The organism is Rossellomorea marisflavi (assembly GCF_009806575.1).
In the GTDB taxonomy this organism is placed as follows: Bacteria; Bacillota; Bacilli; order Bacillales; family Bacillaceae_B; genus Rossellomorea; species Rossellomorea marisflavi_A.
This window is the reverse complement of record NZ_CP047095.1, coordinates 3713138-3729905: the sequence shown is the minus strand read 5'-3', so window position 1 is coordinate 3729905 and position 16768 is coordinate 3713138. Positions and strand designations below refer to the sequence as shown.

The following is a 16768-nucleotide window of genomic DNA, read 5'->3' as shown; positions in this document are numbered from 1 at the left end:
TGCCTCCTTCGTTTGGTACGGGAATAATCATAGTGGTTGGACGGGGTGTTTGACTAATAATCTGCTTGGGTTAGTGGTTGGAAGGTTTTGTATTGGAGGAGGATAAGCTGGTTCTCTTTTTGATTAGTAATGGATGGGGGATGGGACGTTCCGTTCCGCTGCGCTTGCAGGGTCTCACCTGCCCACTATTCCCGCGGGAGTCGGCCGGCCTCCGCTGCACTGCACTGTGTGGGAGAGGATGAGTGATCGCTGTCTGACAACCCACATTTTCATTAGGTATAGATGAGAAAAGGGGCGTTCCGTTTCGCTGCGGCCACCCGCTTTCCATGGGGCGTGCGGTGAGCCGCTTCGGCAAGCCTGCAGGGTCTCACCCTGCCCGCTATTCCCATAGGAGTCGGGTGGCCTCCGCTGCACTGCATTGTGTGGAAGAGGATGAGTGATCGCTGTCTGACAATCCACCTTTGTATTAGGTTTAGAGGGGAGAAGTGGCGTTCCGTTTCGCTGCGGCCGTCCGCTTTTCTGCGGGGTGGACGGTGAGCCGCTTTACCTGCGCCTGCAGGGTCTCACCCTGCCCGCTATTCCCGCTGGAGTCGGTCGGCCTCCGCTGCACTGTGTATTTTGGAGGAGCAATTGCTATTGTTCTTGGAAATGATACTATCTTTTCAAGGTGATTAGAACAAGAGGGGGCCACAGTACATTTTTCTATACTGATTTGTTTAAGACAATTTATTCAGGATGCTCTAAAAATCTCAATTAAAAATCAATTCATATACCACCCTCTATTAAAACCAAAGAGTGGATTGAAGCGGAAGGCGCTTGACTCCAGCGGAAAAGGAGGAGCGGCGAGACCCCGCAGGCACGAGGAGGCTTGCCGCCCTCCCCGCAGGAAAGCAAGCGCCTGCAGCGGAAAGGAACGCTCCTGTGCCTTTTACACGCTTTTGAAGAACAACCATCGCGACTGCGAGCCATATAAGACAAATGCCTAACTAAAAAAACCTGCCACCGTGAATGTCGTATGTTCGAATCCTCGTCGATTACCACTCATATCGGCATTAAAACCAAAGAGTGGATTGAAGCGCAAGGCGCTTGACTCCAGCGGAAAAGGAGGAGTGGCGAGACCCCGCAGGCACGAGGAGGCTCGACACCCTCCCCGCAGGAAAGCAAGCGCCTGCAGCGAAAAGGAACGGACTAGATACAAACCGCTCACTCTTAAAAATAACAGTACTAATGTTTACCAAAGTAGATGAACTTAAAAGTAATAAGCGAACTGGAATTTTCCCCTAATCCCTCAAAAATCTATTAAAGAAACTCGAAACTGTCAAAATAAAAAAACAAGCTGCCGACATCCGGCAGCTTGTTTGTGATTCTATTTAGATCGCAGCTGTTTCTTTCTCACGCTCGATTACAGCGAGGCGTTCTGCCACTTCTTCTTCTGTGAGACCGTATTCTTGTACATAACGGTTTTCAGGATGTGTGCGGCATTCGTGAGAGCAGCTTCTCATATATTTGTGCTCATTTTCTTCAGAGCAGATAATTTTTTGGTTACATGGCGGGTACGCGCAGTTGACGTAGCGTTCACATGGTTCGCCGTCGTAGAAGTCACGGGCAATGACCACGTGCTCTTTACGGTTGACCGGTACTGAGATACGCTCATCGAATACGTAGAGCTGGCCGTCCCATAGGTCACCCTGCACTTCTGGATCCTGACCGTACGTCACGATGCCTCCGTGAAGCTGTGCAACGTCTTCGAATCCTTCTTTCAGGAGCCAGCCGGAGAATTTCTCACAGCGGATTCCGCCTGTGCAATAGGTGATGATCTTTTTATCCATGAACTTTTCTTTGTTGTCGCGGATCCATTGCGGAAGGTCGCGGAAGTTGCGGATATCCGGGCGGATCGCGCCTCTGAAGTGTCCAAGGTCATATTCATAATCATTCCGTGCGTCGAGGACGATGGTGTCTTCGCGCTGGATTTGTTCGTAGAATTCTTTCGGCTCAAGGTATTGGCCAGTAAGTTTATTCGGATCTACATCATCTTCAAGGCGAAGGGTAACCAGTTCTTTACGGTATTTGACCTTCAATTTCTTGAACGCGTGGCCATCTGTTTCTTCAATTTTGAAGACCGTGTCTTTGAAACGCGGGTCGTTTCTCATATACTCCATGTAAGCGTCAGTCTGTTCAACTGTTCCGGAGCATGTTCCGTTGATTCCTTCTTCAGAAATCAGGATGCGTCCGAGCAGTCCGATTTCTTCACACTTGGCTTTATGCTGAGGAGCGTATTCCTCTGCATTTTCCACATTTACATAGTTGTAATACAGTAAAACGCGATAGTCGTTCATTTTTATTCCACCTGTCGATTAATATTTGCAAGATATAATCTTAGGATTTCTTCCTTATTACTCTTACGATTGTCTATTATAACAAATTTTTTATAAAATGCATCATCCATTGAAGAGAATCCTTAGGAAGCGGTGGATTTTAATGGTACAGATCGGTGACTTTTTATTGAAAGTTACCGGTCTTTTTGAAAGAATGAAAATAGAGGAAAAATCTACATTAGGGGATGACGATTTCATGCGCAAGATACTCTTACTATGTTTCCTTTTGGTATTCGGACTTGTACTGGCGGGGTGTCAGGAGCAATCGAAGCCCGATGATCGCCTGAAGGATTATGTGAAATTGTGGAATAAACAGACGTTTGATGACATGTACGGCAGCTACTTGAGTACCGAGACAAAGGACTCGTATAAAAAGAAGGATTTTGTCGACCGGTATAAGAAAATTTATGAGGACACCGGTGTATCGGATCTGAAGGTGACGTTCAAAGCACCGAAGGATGATACGGACTGGGATAAAAAGAAGGAAGCTGAGTTCCCCGTCACCATCAGCTTCAACACTTCGGCCGGTGAAGTGAAGTACGATCAGAACGTGAAGCTTACAAAAGAAGAGCGGGATGATAAAGAGGATTGGTATGTCAACTGGGATCCTTCCTTTATTCTGCCTGAACTTGAGGATGGGGATAAGGTCGGGATCGACACGATCACCGCTCAGCGCGGGGAAATCTACGACCGTAATGATCAGCCCCTTGCCGTGAACGGTGAAGCGTTCCAGATCGGGATCGTACCTGGTGAATTTGATGAAGGCAATTTGAAAAAGGTCGCCGATCTCCTTGATACGTCGGAAGAGGCGATAAAAAAAGAACTCGATCAAAGCTGGGTGCAGCCGGAGTATTTCGTTCCGATCAAGAAGCTGCCCCTTTCCGAGCGCCCCCTTGCCCTGGAAGTCATCGATCTTGATGGGCTCTACTCCAAGCGTGTGAAAGCAAGGGAGTATCCGTTCGGAGAAGCGACGGCCCACTTGACGGGCTATATCGGAAAGCTTACAGCAGAGAAGCTGGAGAAAGTGAAGGATAAAGGATACACAGCCGATTCCCTCATCGGGGTCAGTGGAACGGAAGAGGTATTTGAAGACAAACTCCGGGGGAAAGACGGCCAGCGCATTTTCCTCACGAAGGAAAATGGCGATGAAGTGACGGTCGCCGAGCAGGAAGTGGAGAACGGCAAGAACGTCAAGCTTACCATAGATGCAGACCTGCAGAAGAAAATCTATGCCCAGATGAAGAAGGAACCGGGCACGGCGGCAGCCATGAATCCGAAGACGGGTGAAGCCCTGGCATTGGTCAGCACCCCGTCCTTTGACCCGAATGAAATGATTCTCGGAATATCTTCTGACCGCTATAAAGAACTTTCGGAAGATCCGGATAAGCCATTTGAGAATCGCTTCCAGATCACCTATTCACCTGGATCCACAATGAAAGGGATCACCGCATCCGTAGGGTTGAAATCCGGCAAGCTTGATCCGGATAAGGCGTATGACATCAAAGGGAAGACGTGGAAGAAGGATGAGTCATGGGGGAATTACAAGGTCGTCCGCGTATTTGATAACGACAGCTCGGTGGATCTCGAAAGCGGCCTGAAATACTCAGATAATATCTATTTTGCCCGTGCCGGACTTGATATGGGTGCCGACACCTTCGTGAAGGGTCTGAAAGAGAACTTCGGATTCGGAGAGGATATCCCGTTTGAGTATCCACTCTATAACTCCCAAGTATCCAATGACGGAAAGATCGAGAAAGAAGTCCAGCTTGCGGATTCCGCTTTCGGGCAGGGGCAGGTGCTCATGAATATCGTCCACCTTGCCAGTGCTTACGGAGGGATCATCAATGACGGGAACATGATGGAACCTCAGCTCGTTCTCGACCAGGAGCCGAAGGTGTGGAAGAAAGAAGTCGTGACAACGGAACAGGCAAAACTGCTGCAAACGGATTTGAGGAAGGTCGTATCAGAAGGAATCGCCACAAAAGCGAACTCTGCCGGTAAAGCCATTGCCGGAAAAACCGGTACAGCTGAAATCAAATCGGAACAAGGATCAAAAGGAAGAGAAAATGGACTGTTCGTCTCTTATGACCAGAACAATCCCGATATGGTCCTTGCCATGCTCCTGGAAAATGTCCAGGACAACGGGGGAGCACCCATACCGTCCAGGTGACGAAGAAGTTCTACGACAGCTTGAAATAAGAGATGGCCTGCCGGTGCTCCCGGCGGGCTTCTTTTGAATCAGGAAGGGTCCCAATTCCCTATAACGTGCCATTTTTCCATGAAAAATTCGTCGGATCTCCGTTCGGTTTTGTCGTCAAATATGGTAATATAAGAAAATGAATAAGAGAATTCACCAAACCTTACATAAAAGGAGTATGATCATGAGTAAAACGCTTATTTTCGGACACAAGAATCCCGATACCGATACGATTACATCCGCCCTTGTCTATGCTGATCTCAAGAGCAAACTTGGAGCAGAAGTGGAAGCAGTACGCCTCGGCGACGTGAACGGGGAAACCCAATACGCCCTCGACCACTTCAAAGTGGAGGCCCCACGCCTTGTGGAAAAGGTCGCGCCTGAAGCAGACACGGTCATCCTGGTTGATCACAACGAACGCCAGCAAAGTGCCGTAGACATTGAAGAAGTACGCGTCCTCGAAGTCATCGATCATCACCGTATCGCCAACTTTGAAACGGCTGACCCGTTGTATTACCGCGCCGAGCCGGTTGGTTGCACGGCGACGATCCTGAATAAGATGTACAAAGAGAAAGGCGTGGAAGTGACGAAGGAAATGGCGGGCCTCATGCTGTCTGCCATCATCTCAGATTCACTCCTGTTCAAATCGCCGACCTGCACGGATGAAGACGTGGCTGCAGCGAATGAACTGGCTGAAATCGCCGGTGTTGACGCACAGGTATACGGTCTTGAAATGCTGAAAGCAGGAGCCAATATGAGCACGAAGACGGTTGCCGAGCTTGTAACGCTTGATGCCAAGGAGTTCTCCATGGGTACAGCAAAGGTTGAAGTCGCTCAGATCAATGTCGTCGACCTGAACGATGTCTTCGGCCGCCAAGCAGAAGTGGAGGCAGCCATCGAAACCCTCATCAAACAAAAAGGCCTGGATCTATTCCTTCTTGTTGTCACTGACATCCTTGAGAACGACTCGACGGCCCTTGCACTTGGAAGCAAGGCAGGAGAAGTCGAGAAAGCCTTCAACGTGAAGCTTGAGAACAACCGTGCGCTTCTTAAAGGCGTCGTTTCACGTAAAAAACAAATCGTACCGGTCCTGACCGAAACCATCAAATAATCATCAAGGAGCAGCTGAAACATGCTGCTCCTTTTTTACATGGAGGAGACATATGCAACTACAGGCTGTTCATCATATTGCCATCATCTGTTCAGACTACGAAGCCTCCAAGGCCTTCTACACCGATCTCCTTGGTTTCACGATCATCAGGGAAGTATACCGGGAAGACCGTGACTCGTATAAGCTCGACCTTGCCCTGAACGGTTCCTACATCATCGAACTCTTTTCCTTCCCGGATGCCCCGGAGCGACCCAGCTATCCGGAAGCCAGGGGACTCAGGCACCTCGCCTTTGAAGTGATGAATATAAAAGACGCAGTGGACGAACTACGCCACTACGGCATCGAAGTCGAGGATATACGCACCGATCCTTACACCTCCAGACGCTTCACCTTTTTTTCGGACCCCGATGGTCTCCCGTTGGAACTGTATGAAATCTGAGTAAAGACGCTCACCAATCGGCGGCCTGAAACCACCGGCTGCTTCGTACGTATAAAAGAATAAAAAAAGACGCTCTAATCAAGAGCGTCATCCACAGGTATTGAAATTTGTCGTTGGGTCTATTTAACCATAAATCAAAAATGGATGGAATCCTGCTGTGAAGGAATACCTTCGGGATAAAACGTATTTTGCGAAATAAAAGCCTTTATTCCTAAAAGAATATAAGGATATTAATATTTATGGGCCCAAAAAAAAAGGACGCCCCTAAGCAAGAGCGTCGTCCAAAGGTATTGTAACTTGTCGTTGAATCCATTAAACCACATTCGGAAAATCAGTGAATTCCGCCTCTCGACACACGGAAGGTCGGGACCTTCAGTATTTCATAATGAAAGCGTGCATTTCTTAGAAGTTATAAGGATATTAATATTTTTCTTACATAAAAAAAGGACGCCCCCTAAGCAAGAGCGTCGTCCAAAGGTATTGTAATTTGTCGTTGAATTCATTAAACCATATCCGGAAATTCAGTGGATTTCCATTCTCGACACACGGCAGGGCAGGACCTTCAATATTTCATAATCAAAGCGCGAATTTCTCAGAAGTTATAAGGATATTAATATTTTTCTTTTGCATAAAAAAAGGACGCTCCCTAAGCAAGAGCGCCGTCCAAAGGTATTGTAATTTGTCGTTGAATTCATTAAACCATATTCCAAAAGTACATGTAATTCTGCTCTCGTCCTACCTTGACCGGTGTAGGAGGTCAATATGATAGGGCATTGCGGAAATCTCAGAATCTATAAGAATATTAATATTTACTCATTGTGCAAACCCATATTCGAAACGAACATATCTACAGCAGGGGTGGATTAGAATGGACTATTCAATCATAGGAAAGAAAATAAGGGAATTGAGAAAAGCCATCGGCATCACCCAAGGGGAACTCGCTGATGGAATCTGTACGCAGGCACTGGTCAGTCGCATGGAGAAAGGGGATATCTATCCCAGCGCCACGGTGCTCTACCGCATTTCGCAAAAGCTCGGGGTGGATGTGAACTACTTCTTCGAAATCGGATCCACCGAGCGCTTTGACTACATAAAAAACGTGGAACGATTATTGAACAATTACCGATTTAAACTGCAGTATGACGAATTGATCGAGCTCGTGCGAAAAGAAGAAAAAAATCCGATTTTCATCAATCACAAAGAAAACAAGCAGCTGCTCGAATGGAATAAGGCCATCTACATAGCAGAAGTCGAAAACGACAAAGACCGGGCCATCAGCGTATTGCTGGATGCCTACCACCTGACGGCTGACCCGAAGAGGGCGATGTCGGAGAGGGAGATGCGGTTACAGTTATCACTCGGCAATTTCCTATCTCTTCAAGACAAGTATGAAGAGGCGCTAGCGGTTTATGAGAGGGTGCAAGATGCGCTTGGACCCAATCCCTATCTCCAGGATAAGTCGATCCAGACAAGAATTTATTATCATACAGCCAGGATTTTGACGCGCTTGGGGCGGTACGACGAATCCATGGAATACTGTAGAAAAGGATTGAAATGGACCATCGGTGAAGAACGATTGTTTGGAATAGCAGACTTGTTCTATCAGATTGGATTTAATCTCGAATTGAAAGGTGAACTGGAAGACTCTTTACCGTATTTTCAAAAGGGGCGGAATTACTTTCATATCCAAAAGAATAGGAAGTTTGTCGACTTCATTGATCGAAAGATAGAGGAAGTGAAAGCAAATCTGGCTGAAACAAAAGGATTGGAAAATTAGAACGAAGTAAGGATGAGAGGACATGGACTACTCAGTTATTGGTAAGAAGATTAAAGAACTTAGGAAAGCAATCGGTATCACGCAAGGCGAGCTGGCAGAAGGAATTTGCACCCAGGCCTTGATTAGCCGAATCGAAAAGGGAGACATTTATCCCAGCGCCACGGTTCTCTATCGGATCTCCCAAAGACTTGGGGTAGATGTGAATTACTTTTTTGAAATTGGGTCGACCGAACGACATGACTATATCAAAAATGTGGAGCGCCAATTTCACACCTTTCGATTCAACTTACAATACGAAGAGATGATCAAGCTGATTAAAAAGGAAGAACAGAATCCCTTGTTTACAACTAATAAGGAAAATAAGCAACTGTTGGAATGGAATAAAGCCATCTACGTGAGCGAAGTCGAAGGGGATAAAGAGAGAGCAATCGAGATGGTGCGTGCGGCCATCAAACTGACCGAAGATCCTAAAAGGGCCATGACGGAGAGGGAGATGCGTCTTCAAATCACACTGGGGAATATGATGGCCCTTCTGGAGAAATACGAAGAAGCGTTACAAGTTTACGGAAATGCCCTGGAGGCAGCGAAGCACAATCCCTATCTTCAGGATAAATCCATCAAGACCCGCATCTATTATCATACGGCACGTGTCATCACACGACTGGGAGACTATGACCAATCAATCGAATACTGCAGGGAAGGGTTGAAATTGACGATTAGGGAAGAACGCCTGTACGGAATTGCTCAATTATATTATCAAATCGGCTATAACTTTGAGCTGAAAGGAGAATATGAGACAGCCCTCTCCTATTTTCAAAAAGGAAGGAACTACTTCCACATTCAGAAAAACACCCGATTCGTGGCTTTTATTGACCAGAAGATGGAGGACGTGCTTGAGCTGCAATCAAGAAGGTAGGGAAGACGGATGAAACTGACTGAAATCGGTAAGAAAATCAGCGAACTGCGAAAAGAAATGACTCTTACCCAAGGGGAACTGGCAGAAGGGATCTGCACTCAAGCGTCAATCAGCTTGATTGAAAAGGGTGAATTGGATCCGAACGCTACGATCCTTTATCAGATTGCGAAGAAGCTTGGTGTGGATGTGAACTATTTCTTTCATATTGGTTCCACACCGAGGTTGGATTATATCAACGAGGTGGAGAAGCAGCTCAGAGCCCTGCGTATAACATATAAATATAAAGAGATGATGGAGATTGTTTCAATAGAGGAAAGGAATCCTTTATTTTATAACAATCCCACAAAGCTTCAATTCTTATATTGGCACAAAAGTATCTTTTTATTTGAAGTGAAAAAAGATCACGAACAGGCTGTGTCTGTTATTGAAGAAGCTTTTACTTTATTACCGAACAAAAAAAGAGCTATCACTGAACTTGAAATGGAGATGATGATGGCTCTTGGCACTTATCAATTTACATTAGGGCGTTATCAAGAAGTTATAGATCAATAGAAGAAAGTCCAAGCCATATTGGATGAAACAAATAGAGAGCCTGTAGATAAAACCATAAAGACAAGACTATATTATAATTCTTCAAGAGCTCATACCAGATTGGGGAATCTGGAAGATTCCCAAGCTCTCCTTCACGAAGGGATCAATTGGTGTATTGAAAGTGAGGAACTTCACCTGTTGCCGGCTCTTCACTATCAAATTGGTTACAATTATGAGCTGATGGGGGACTATGCAAAAGCACTAGAGTTTCTTGATTATAGTATTTCTTTATTTGAATTGTTCCCGGGCCATAACTACTCAACATTCTTATCTGAAAAAAGGTCCCACTATTTAAGGGTATTGGATCAACCAAAGTAATTTGGGTAGAGACATTTACCGGTACGGAGGTGGAATCAATGAAACTAGCCGAAATTGGAAAAAAGATAAATGAACTGCGAAAAGAAATGACTCTTACCCAAGGGGAACTGGCAGAAGGAATTTGCACCCAAGCATCAATCAGCTTGATTGAAAAGGGTGAATTGGATCCGAACGCTACGATCCTATATCAGATTGCGAAGAAGCTTGGCGTGGATGTGAACTATTTCTTTCATATTGGTTCCACCCCTAGATTGGATTATATTGAGGAAGTAAAAAAGCAGCTAAGAGCCCTGCGCATCAATTATAAATTTGAGGGCTTGAAAGAAATGATAAGGTCGGAAGAGAAAAATCCTCTGTTTTATAATGATCCTCATAATATGCAATATATGCTTTGGCATAAGAGCATCTATTCTTTTGAAGTGGAGAAGGACTATCCAAAAGCTGTATCGATTATTGAGGAGGCACTGGCATTGATGCCGAATCAGAAAAGAGCCTATACAGAGCTTGAACTGGAACTGTTTATGTCACTTGGGGATATGAGCATCGATCAAATCGATATGAACAAGCCATTGATTATTTCAATAAGGTAGAAACAGCATTATGTGGAAAAAAGAGGATTGTTTCCGATAAAACGATACAAAGTCGACTGTATTATCACTTAGCAAGAGCGCATACACGATTGGGACATTACGTACAATCGATTTCATTGGCGAACAAGGGTATTCAATGGAATATCCAATATGAGCAGCTATATCTGATGCCAGTCCTACACTATCAAATCGCATACAATTATGAGCTGATGAACCAATTTGAAAAAGCACTGGAATATCTGGATTACAGTCTTCAACTATTTGAATTTTACCCTGATAATCCTGGTGGAGAATTCGTTCGGGGAAAAAGAGCTGAATATGTTAGAAGGGGAAAGCAACAGTGAAGCATCTTCTAACCTAGGTGGAGGTGGAATCAATGAAACTAGCCGAAATCGGAAAAAAGATATGTGAGCTTCGGAATGAAATGAACCTGACTCAAGGAGAACTGGCAGATGGGATTTGTACACAAGCCCTGATCAGCCTGATTGAAAAGGGGGAATCGGATCCGAACGCTACGATCCTATATCAGATTGCGAAGAAGCTTGGCGTGGATGTGAACTATTTCTTTCATATAGGTTCCACCCCAAGACTGGATTATGTACATGAAGTTGAAAAACAAGTGAGGAATTTGCGGGTGGTGTATCAATATAAGGAAATGATGGACATTGTCCGAACAGAGGAGAAGAATCCACTATTTTACAATGACCCGCAGAAATTGCAGTTTTTATACTGGCATAAAAGCATCTATTATTTCGAAGTCGAAAAGGATCACGAAAAAGCAGAATCCATGCTTGAGAAAGCATTTGATATTTTTCCCAGACACAAAAGGGCCTACTCTGAAATTGAAATGGAAATGATGATGACGCGCTGTAATTACCGTTACCAACTTGGTCAATATGAAACCGTTGTAGAGCTTTATTCCAGACTTGAACATATTCTAGTTGGAACGAAAAGGATACTAACGAATAAATCGATCAAGACAAGGTTTTATTATAATCTCGCAAGAGCCCATACCATGTTGGGAAACTTTGAAAAGTCCTTAGCTTTATTGAATGAGGGAATCGACTGGTGTATAGAAAGCGAGGGGCTGTATCTTATGCCTCCCCTTCATTACTTAACGGGGTATACGTATGAACGGATGGAGAACTATGAGAAAGCCCTCGAATATCTCGATTACAGTATACAGCTCTATGACTTGACCCCGGGCCATCCTGTGGAAGAATTCCTCTCTGAGAAAAGATCGACTTACATTGAAGCGTTGCGGGAGAAAGCGTAACAACGTGAGCTTTACATCTTGGAGGTGGGAAGATTGAAACTTGTGGAGATCGGTAAAAAAATTAGTGAATTGCGCAAAGAAATGAATTTGACACAAGGAGAGCTTGCCCGTGGAACGTGCACACAGGCTCTAATCAGTTTAATAGAAAAAGGAGAAACGGATCCGAGTGCCGCGGTCCTTTATCAAATAGCAAAGAAGCTGGGGGTAGACGTCAATTATTTTTTTGAGATAGGATCTACAGCGAGGCTGGATTATGTCAATGAAGTGGAAAAGCAGCTGAGAAGAACGAGGATATTTTATCGATACAACGAGATGATGGAGATTGTTGCAGCGGAAGAAAAGAACCCGATGTTCTACCATGATCCCAGAAAACTACAACTACTGTACTGGCATAAAAGCATCTATTTTGCAGAAGAGAAAAAGGAGTACAGCAAGGCGATAGATTTATTAAAAAAGGCCATCGATCTCGTGCCGGCTAAAAATAGGGCGTATACGGAATTAGAGATGGAAATGATGATGAGCCTTGGTGGATTTGAATATAGGCTTGAGCATTTTGAAGAGATGATTTGTCTGTATCAAAAAGTCGAAACCATTATCAACTCCACTCATCGCATCCTTTCTGATACAACCATTAGAACGAGAGTATATTCCAATCTTGGAAGAGCACATACGAAGATAGGGAACTATGAGGAATCCAATGTCATTCTGAATAAGGGAATCGACTGGTGTATCGAGTGCGGGGATTTATATTTAATGCCGGCCCTTCACTATCAGGTCGGCTATAACCACGAACTTATGGGTGACTATGATAAAGCATTGGAATACCTCGACTATAGCATTTCTTTATTTGAATTAAACCCAGAGTATCCACTTCAAGGATTCTTATCAGGTAGAAGAGCTCATTACATAGAAAAGTTAAAAGGTTATTAATCACTTATTAGTAGGTGACTTCAATGAAATTAATGGATATCGGAAGAAAAATAAGTGAGTTGCGTACGGAAATGAACCTGACCCAGTGGGATTTGGCAGAGGGTATATGCACTCAAGCATCCATCAGTCTGATTGAAAAGGGCGAATTAGATCCCAATGCGACGACCTTATATCAAATTGCTAAAAAACTTGGGGTCGATGTGAACTACTTTTTCCATATCGGTTCCACCCCGAGGTTGGATTATGTGTATGAAGTGGAGAAGCAGCTCAGGGAACTCCGGATCATGCAGAAGTATGAAGACATGATGCGGATCGTCAAGGTAGAAGAAAAGAATCCGATTTTTTATCGCGATCACGCCAGGCTTCAGTATTTGTATTGGCATAAGAGCATCTATTATTTCGAAGTGAAGAAGGACTATGAAAAAGCAGTTGAACAGCTGGATATTGCCATTACTTTGGTACCGGCTGTAAATAGGGCCTTTACAGAGCATGAAATCGAAATGATCATGACCCGTGGCGCATTTGAGTACAACGTGGGACATGTGGAAGAAGCCATTGACTATTATAAAAAGGTGAGCAAGGTGCTAGAGGGAACCAGCCGGATCCTCCATGATAAATCAATCAAAAGCAGATACTATTACAATCTGGCAAGAGCCTATACCAATATAGGGAAACTCGAGGAATCCACAGCCCTTCTAACGGAAGGAATAGAGTGGGGGATTGAAAATGAAGAGCTGTACACCATGGCTGAATTTCATTACCAGATCGGCTATAACTATGAAAGAATGAACGATTATAAGCATGCACTGGAGTTTCTGGATCTAAGCATTGATTTATTCAATTTAAGATCTGAAAACCCCTATAAAACATTCCTGGCAGATAAAAGGACACGTTTTTTGGAAGCCTTACATATCTCTCCATAAAGAAAAACCTTTATCACAGCATGGTTCGGGAGGACGGTGGATTCTATTGAAACTAGCTGAAATCGGAAAGAAAATCAGTGAACTGAGAAGAGAAATGAATTTAACTCAAGGGGAGCTGGCACAAGGGATCTGCACGCAGGCACTGATCAGTCTGATTGAAAAAGGTGAGTTGGATCCAAACGCGACGATTCTCTACCAAATTTCAAAAAAACTGGGCGTAGATGTGAACTACTTTTTTGCTATAAGCTCCACGCCCAGATTGGACTACATAACCGAAGTGGAGAGACAGTTAAGGGATTTACGGATCCTCTTACGATATGAGGACATGATGGAGATTGTTGAAACGGAAGAAAAGAATCCGTTGTTTTATCAAGATCCATCAAAGCTACAGTATCTGTACTGGCACAAAAGTATCTATTCGATGGAAGTTGAAAAAGACTATGAGCAGGCAACTTCGCTGTTGGAAAAGGCCTTTACTTTGGTGCCCAAGTCCAAAAGAGCCTATACAGAGCAGGAACTGGAGATGCTTTTGACTCAAGGTGTGTTTGAGGAAACCATAGAGAATTATGAGGAAGCAATATTCTATTATAAAAAAGTTGAATCTATCGTGACGGAAACCAACCGAATGCTGACGGATCCGACGATTAAAAGCAGGTACTTCTACAATCTTGCCCGGGTGTATACACATTTGGGTAAACTGGAAGAATCAATCGACCTGTTAACAAGCGGTATCGAATGGGGCGTAGAATGCGGAGAACTCTATATCATGGCTGAATTTCATTACCAGGTCAGCTACAATTTCGAACTCCAGAATAACTATGAAAAAGCATTAGAATATCTTATGTATTCCATTCAACTGTTCGAACTGAATCCGGATTACCCTTATAAAGAGTTTCTTTCTGAAAAAAAATCTACCTATCTCCAAATCGTGAAGAAATTAGACTACACAGGAAACCAAAAAAATTCAAACGGATAAAATCTTTCTACATACACCAAGCGCGTCCCTCATATTTATGTAAGGAAAAGCAGGGAGTGGTGACCGATGAGAAGGAGGAGCCCTTTCCCTCTGGTGGCTGTCGTGGTCGGGGCCGTGCTGTTCCTCTCGGTCGTCGCGTTCATGCTGTTTGGCAGGGGGGATGCTTCGGGTTCACCGGAGGAGGTGATCCGGGACTTTTATGAGTTTGAGTCGACGGGCGATTTCGGCAATGCGTGGGAGTTGTTTCATCCTGAAATGAAGAAAAAGTTCTCCAAATCGAATTACATCCAGACCAAGAACCATGTATTCATGGGGCATATGGGTGTGGAGGAATTCGATGTGGAAATCGGTAAGCTCGAAAAGGTGGAGCGCTTTGCTTTTGACGATGAGGGAATTGTATTCAAAGATGTGAGGAAAGCGCAAGTGGATATGTTTTACGATAGCCAGTTCGGTGAGCTGATCGTCAGTCAGCCCTGCTATGTGGCCATTTATAAAGGCAAATGGAAGGTCCTGTGGAATTATCACTTTAAATGATAAAGGGAAATTTCCATTTTAATGGTTTTAGTGAAGGTGTGTGTGTTAAACTGAGACCATATAATCCCAAAGAGAAGGAGGCATCCCCGTGTCCTTGTTGTATATGAAGGCTCGTGAAGCATATGATCGTGATTCCAAGGCTTCTCTGGCCGCGAGCATGAAAGACGACAACAAACAGAAGTCAGTGGAGAAAGTTTCGAAGAAATAGCGGACGTTAAGGGGTCATCTATGGGATAGAAATAAGGCGCCGGGGATCAACTCCCCGGCGCCTTATTTGTGTTATTGGGGATCTTCCCCGATGATGCGTACTTCACGCTCAAGCTCTACATCGAATTTTTCTTTGACCGTCTTTTGGACGTGTTCGATGAGGGCGATGTAATCGGATGCTGATGCGTTATCTTTGTTGACGATGAAGCCGGCATGCTTCGTGGATACTTCTGCTCCACCGAAGTTCGTGCCCTGCAGTTCGCTGTCCTGGATCAGCTTCCCGGCAAAATAGCCTGGAGGACGTTTGAAGACACTTCCGCATGAAGGATATTCAAGGGGCTGCTTCGACTCACGCTTGAACGTGAGGTCGTCCATGACGGCCTTAATATCCTTATGGTCTCCCGGCTTCAGGCTGAATGTCGCTTCAAGGACGATGTCGCCCTTTTCGGAAATGTTGCTGTGGCGATAATCGAGCTCAAGCTCCAGTGCAGTCCTTTTTACAAGGTTGCCTTCACGGTCGACGACATAGCAGTAGTCCAGCACGTCCTTGATTTCACCGCCGTACGCTCCGGCATTCATGAAGAGGGCACCGCCGACGGTTCCAGGGATGCCGCAGGCGAATTCAAGCCCGGAAAGGGTCTCATCAAGGGCACGTCTCGATACATCGATGATGGCAGCTCCACTCTGGGCAACGATCTGCTGGTCGGTTGCACTGATGTCGGAGAAGTTTTTCAAATGAAGGACGATCCCGCGGATCCCACCGTCTTTGACGATGAGGTTGGATCCGTTCCCGAGAAGAGTGAAGGGCACGTCGCTCTTGTTTGCGAGTTTCACGATTTCCTGGACTTCTTCATAAGTGGTCGGCGTGAGGAAGAAGTCGGCGTTGCCGCCAAGTCGCGTGTAGAGGTGATCGCGAAGCGGTTCGTCGCGTTTGATGTTTTCTTTTTTCATTACGTTTGAGAGTTCTTGGTAAACGATTTCTTTATTGTACATCTCTATCAGTCCTATAGAATATTTTAACCGTGAATGAAGTTACCACACCATTATATGACGAAAACCCATGAAAGTTAAATGGTTTCGTTTGACAGTTGGGTGAATTAGGGGTGAGCGTCGTTGTTTGGAGGGATTCTTTTGGGTCTGCTGTTACTTTTGATTAGGGGTGAAGAGGAGAAGAGTCCGTTCTGTTTCGCTGCGGTCGGCCGCTTTCCTGCGGGGTGGACGGTGAGCCGCTTCAGCTGCGCCTGCAGGGTCTCACCTGCCCACTATTCCCGCGGGAGTCGGCTGTCCTCCGCTGCACTGCACTATGTGCTTTTGAAGGAGAGATTGCTTATGTATGTGACGAAAATCAACCACCTCTGTTTTGATAAGTGGTGGGGAAAAGAAGGGTTCGTTCCGTTCCGCTGCGGCCGACCGCTTTCCTGCGGGGTGGACGGTGAGCCGCTTCAGCTGCGCTTGCAGGGTCTCACCTGCCCACTATTCCCGCGGGAGTCGGTCGTCCTCCGCTGCACTGCACTGTGTGCTTTAGCAGTAGCGATTGCTTTTCCTATTTGGGAAGGTACAAGATTCATTTATTAATGAAGGAGTTAATAGCCCTTACCTCTATAAGAA

General features: G+C 45.1%; 16 protein-coding genes. 14 read left to right on the top strand and 2 right to left on the bottom strand.

Annotated features, from left to right (window positions below; genetic code table 11):
• Positions 1–1370: 1370 nt before the first annotated feature.
• Complete coding sequence (gene trhO / locus D5E69_RS19360) at positions 1371–2336, bottom strand: oxygen-dependent tRNA uridine(34) hydroxylase TrhO (protein WP_048006543.1); 966 nt, start codon at positions 2334–2336, stop codon at positions 1371–1373.
• 235 nt (positions 2337–2571) lie between these two features.
• Between trhO and D5E69_RS19355 the strand changes: the two genes are divergently transcribed.
• From D5E69_RS19355 to D5E69_RS19295, 13 genes are all read left to right on the top strand, one after another.
• A complete protein-coding gene (locus D5E69_RS19355; protein WP_159130079.1) occupies positions 2572–4545 on the top strand; it encodes a penicillin-binding transpeptidase domain-containing protein in 1974 nt (657 codons plus the stop codon).
• A gap of 211 nt (positions 4546–4756) precedes the next feature.
• Positions 4757–5683 (top strand): manganese-dependent inorganic pyrophosphatase, encoded by a 927-nt coding sequence (locus D5E69_RS19350; protein ID WP_048016121.1) that lies wholly within the window; start codon positions 4757–4759, stop codon positions 5681–5683.
• Between the two features lie 52 nt (positions 5684–5735).
• Positions 5736–6122 (top strand): SMU1112c/YaeR family gloxylase I-like metalloprotein, encoded by a 387-nt coding sequence (gloA2, locus tag D5E69_RS19345; protein WP_159130078.1) that lies wholly within the window; start codon positions 5736–5738, stop codon positions 6120–6122.
• Between the two features lie 868 nt (positions 6123–6990).
• On the top strand, positions 6991–7899 hold the full coding sequence (locus tag D5E69_RS19340) for a helix-turn-helix domain-containing protein (RefSeq protein WP_159130077.1): 909 nt from the start codon (positions 6991–6993) through the stop codon (positions 7897–7899).
• Between the two features lie 22 nt (positions 7900–7921).
• Entirely contained in the window at positions 7922–8815 is an 894-nt protein-coding gene (locus D5E69_RS19335; protein ID WP_159130076.1) for a helix-turn-helix domain-containing protein, read from the top strand.
• Between the two features lie 9 nt (positions 8816–8824).
• Positions 8825–9367, top strand: a complete 543-nt coding sequence (locus D5E69_RS19330) for a helix-turn-helix domain-containing protein (RefSeq protein WP_159130075.1) — start codon at positions 8825–8827, stop codon at positions 9365–9367.
• 18 nt (positions 9368–9385) lie between these two features.
• Positions 9386–9724: a hypothetical protein gene (locus tag D5E69_RS19325; RefSeq protein WP_159130074.1), complete on the top strand. Its 339-nt coding sequence runs from the start codon at positions 9386–9388 to the stop codon at positions 9722–9724.
• A 38-nt stretch (positions 9725–9762) separates the two neighbouring features.
• Positions 9763–10314 carry a helix-turn-helix domain-containing protein gene (locus D5E69_RS19320; RefSeq protein WP_159130073.1) on the top strand — a complete coding sequence of 184 codons (552 nt, stop codon included), beginning with the start codon at positions 9763–9765 and terminating at the stop codon, positions 10312–10314.
• Positions 10315–10690: 376 nt separating this feature from the next.
• The gene (locus D5E69_RS19315; RefSeq protein ID WP_159130072.1) at positions 10691–11590 is read left to right on the top strand and encodes a helix-turn-helix transcriptional regulator; all 900 of its coding nucleotides are present in this window, start codon (positions 10691–10693) and stop codon (positions 11588–11590) included.
• 24 nt (positions 11591–11614) lie between these two features.
• Positions 11615–12520 carry a helix-turn-helix domain-containing protein gene (locus D5E69_RS19310; RefSeq protein ID WP_213085559.1) on the top strand — a complete coding sequence of 302 codons (906 nt, stop codon included), beginning with the start codon at positions 11615–11617 and terminating at the stop codon, positions 12518–12520.
• Positions 12521–12543: 23 nt separating this feature from the next.
• On the top strand, positions 12544–13443 hold the full coding sequence (locus tag D5E69_RS19305) for a helix-turn-helix domain-containing protein (protein ID WP_159130070.1): 900 nt from the start codon (positions 12544–12546) through the stop codon (positions 13441–13443).
• A gap of 46 nt (positions 13444–13489) precedes the next feature.
• A complete protein-coding gene (locus D5E69_RS19300; RefSeq protein ID WP_283957837.1) occupies positions 13490–14419 on the top strand; it encodes a helix-turn-helix domain-containing protein in 930 nt (309 codons plus the stop codon).
• A gap of 66 nt (positions 14420–14485) precedes the next feature.
• Positions 14486–14953: a hypothetical protein gene (locus D5E69_RS19295; protein ID WP_159130068.1), complete on the top strand. Its 468-nt coding sequence runs from the start codon at positions 14486–14488 to the stop codon at positions 14951–14953.
• Between the two features lie 279 nt (positions 14954–15232).
• Here D5E69_RS19295 and murB read toward each other — a convergent pair whose 3' ends face one another.
• A complete protein-coding gene (murB, locus tag D5E69_RS19290) occupies positions 15233–16153 on the bottom strand; it encodes a UDP-N-acetylmuramate dehydrogenase (RefSeq protein ID WP_048013192.1) in 921 nt (306 codons plus the stop codon).
• Between the two features lie 138 nt (positions 16154–16291).
• Here murB and D5E69_RS19285 point away from each other — a divergent pair, with 138 nt between their 5' ends.
• Positions 16292–16735 carry a hypothetical protein gene (locus D5E69_RS19285; RefSeq protein ID WP_063190612.1) on the top strand — a complete coding sequence of 148 codons (444 nt, stop codon included), beginning with the start codon at positions 16292–16294 and terminating at the stop codon, positions 16733–16735.
• Positions 16736–16768 lie beyond the last annotated feature (33 nt).

Bases quoted from the DNA above. Each gene is read 5' to 3' on its own strand.
- trhO (WP_048006543.1), bottom strand. From the start codon at position 2,336: ATGAACGACTATCGCGTTTTACTGTATTACAACTATGTAAATGTGGAA.
- D5E69_RS19355 (WP_159130079.1), top strand. From the start codon at position 2,572: ATGCGCAAGATACTCTTACTATGTTTCCTTTTGGTATTCGGACTTGTA.
- D5E69_RS19350 (WP_048016121.1), top strand. From the start codon at position 4,757: ATGAGTAAAACGCTTATTTTCGGACACAAGAATCCCGATACCGATACG.
- gloA2 (WP_159130078.1), top strand. From the start codon at position 5,736: ATGCAACTACAGGCTGTTCATCATATTGCCATCATCTGTTCAGACTAC.
- D5E69_RS19340 (WP_159130077.1), top strand. From the start codon at position 6,991: ATGGACTATTCAATCATAGGAAAGAAAATAAGGGAATTGAGAAAAGCC.
- D5E69_RS19335 (WP_159130076.1), top strand. From the start codon at position 7,922: ATGGACTACTCAGTTATTGGTAAGAAGATTAAAGAACTTAGGAAAGCA.
- D5E69_RS19330 (WP_159130075.1), top strand. From the start codon at position 8,825: ATGAAACTGACTGAAATCGGTAAGAAAATCAGCGAACTGCGAAAAGAA.
- D5E69_RS19320 (WP_159130073.1), top strand. From the start codon at position 9,763: ATGAAACTAGCCGAAATTGGAAAAAAGATAAATGAACTGCGAAAAGAA.
- D5E69_RS19315 (WP_159130072.1), top strand. From the start codon at position 10,691: ATGAAACTAGCCGAAATCGGAAAAAAGATATGTGAGCTTCGGAATGAA.
- D5E69_RS19305 (WP_159130070.1), top strand. From the start codon at position 12,544: ATGAAATTAATGGATATCGGAAGAAAAATAAGTGAGTTGCGTACGGAA.
- D5E69_RS19295 (WP_159130068.1), top strand. From the start codon at position 14,486: ATGAGAAGGAGGAGCCCTTTCCCTCTGGTGGCTGTCGTGGTCGGGGCC.
- murB (WP_048013192.1), bottom strand. From the start codon at position 16,153: ATGTACAATAAAGAAATCGTTTACCAAGAACTCTCAAACGTAATGAAA.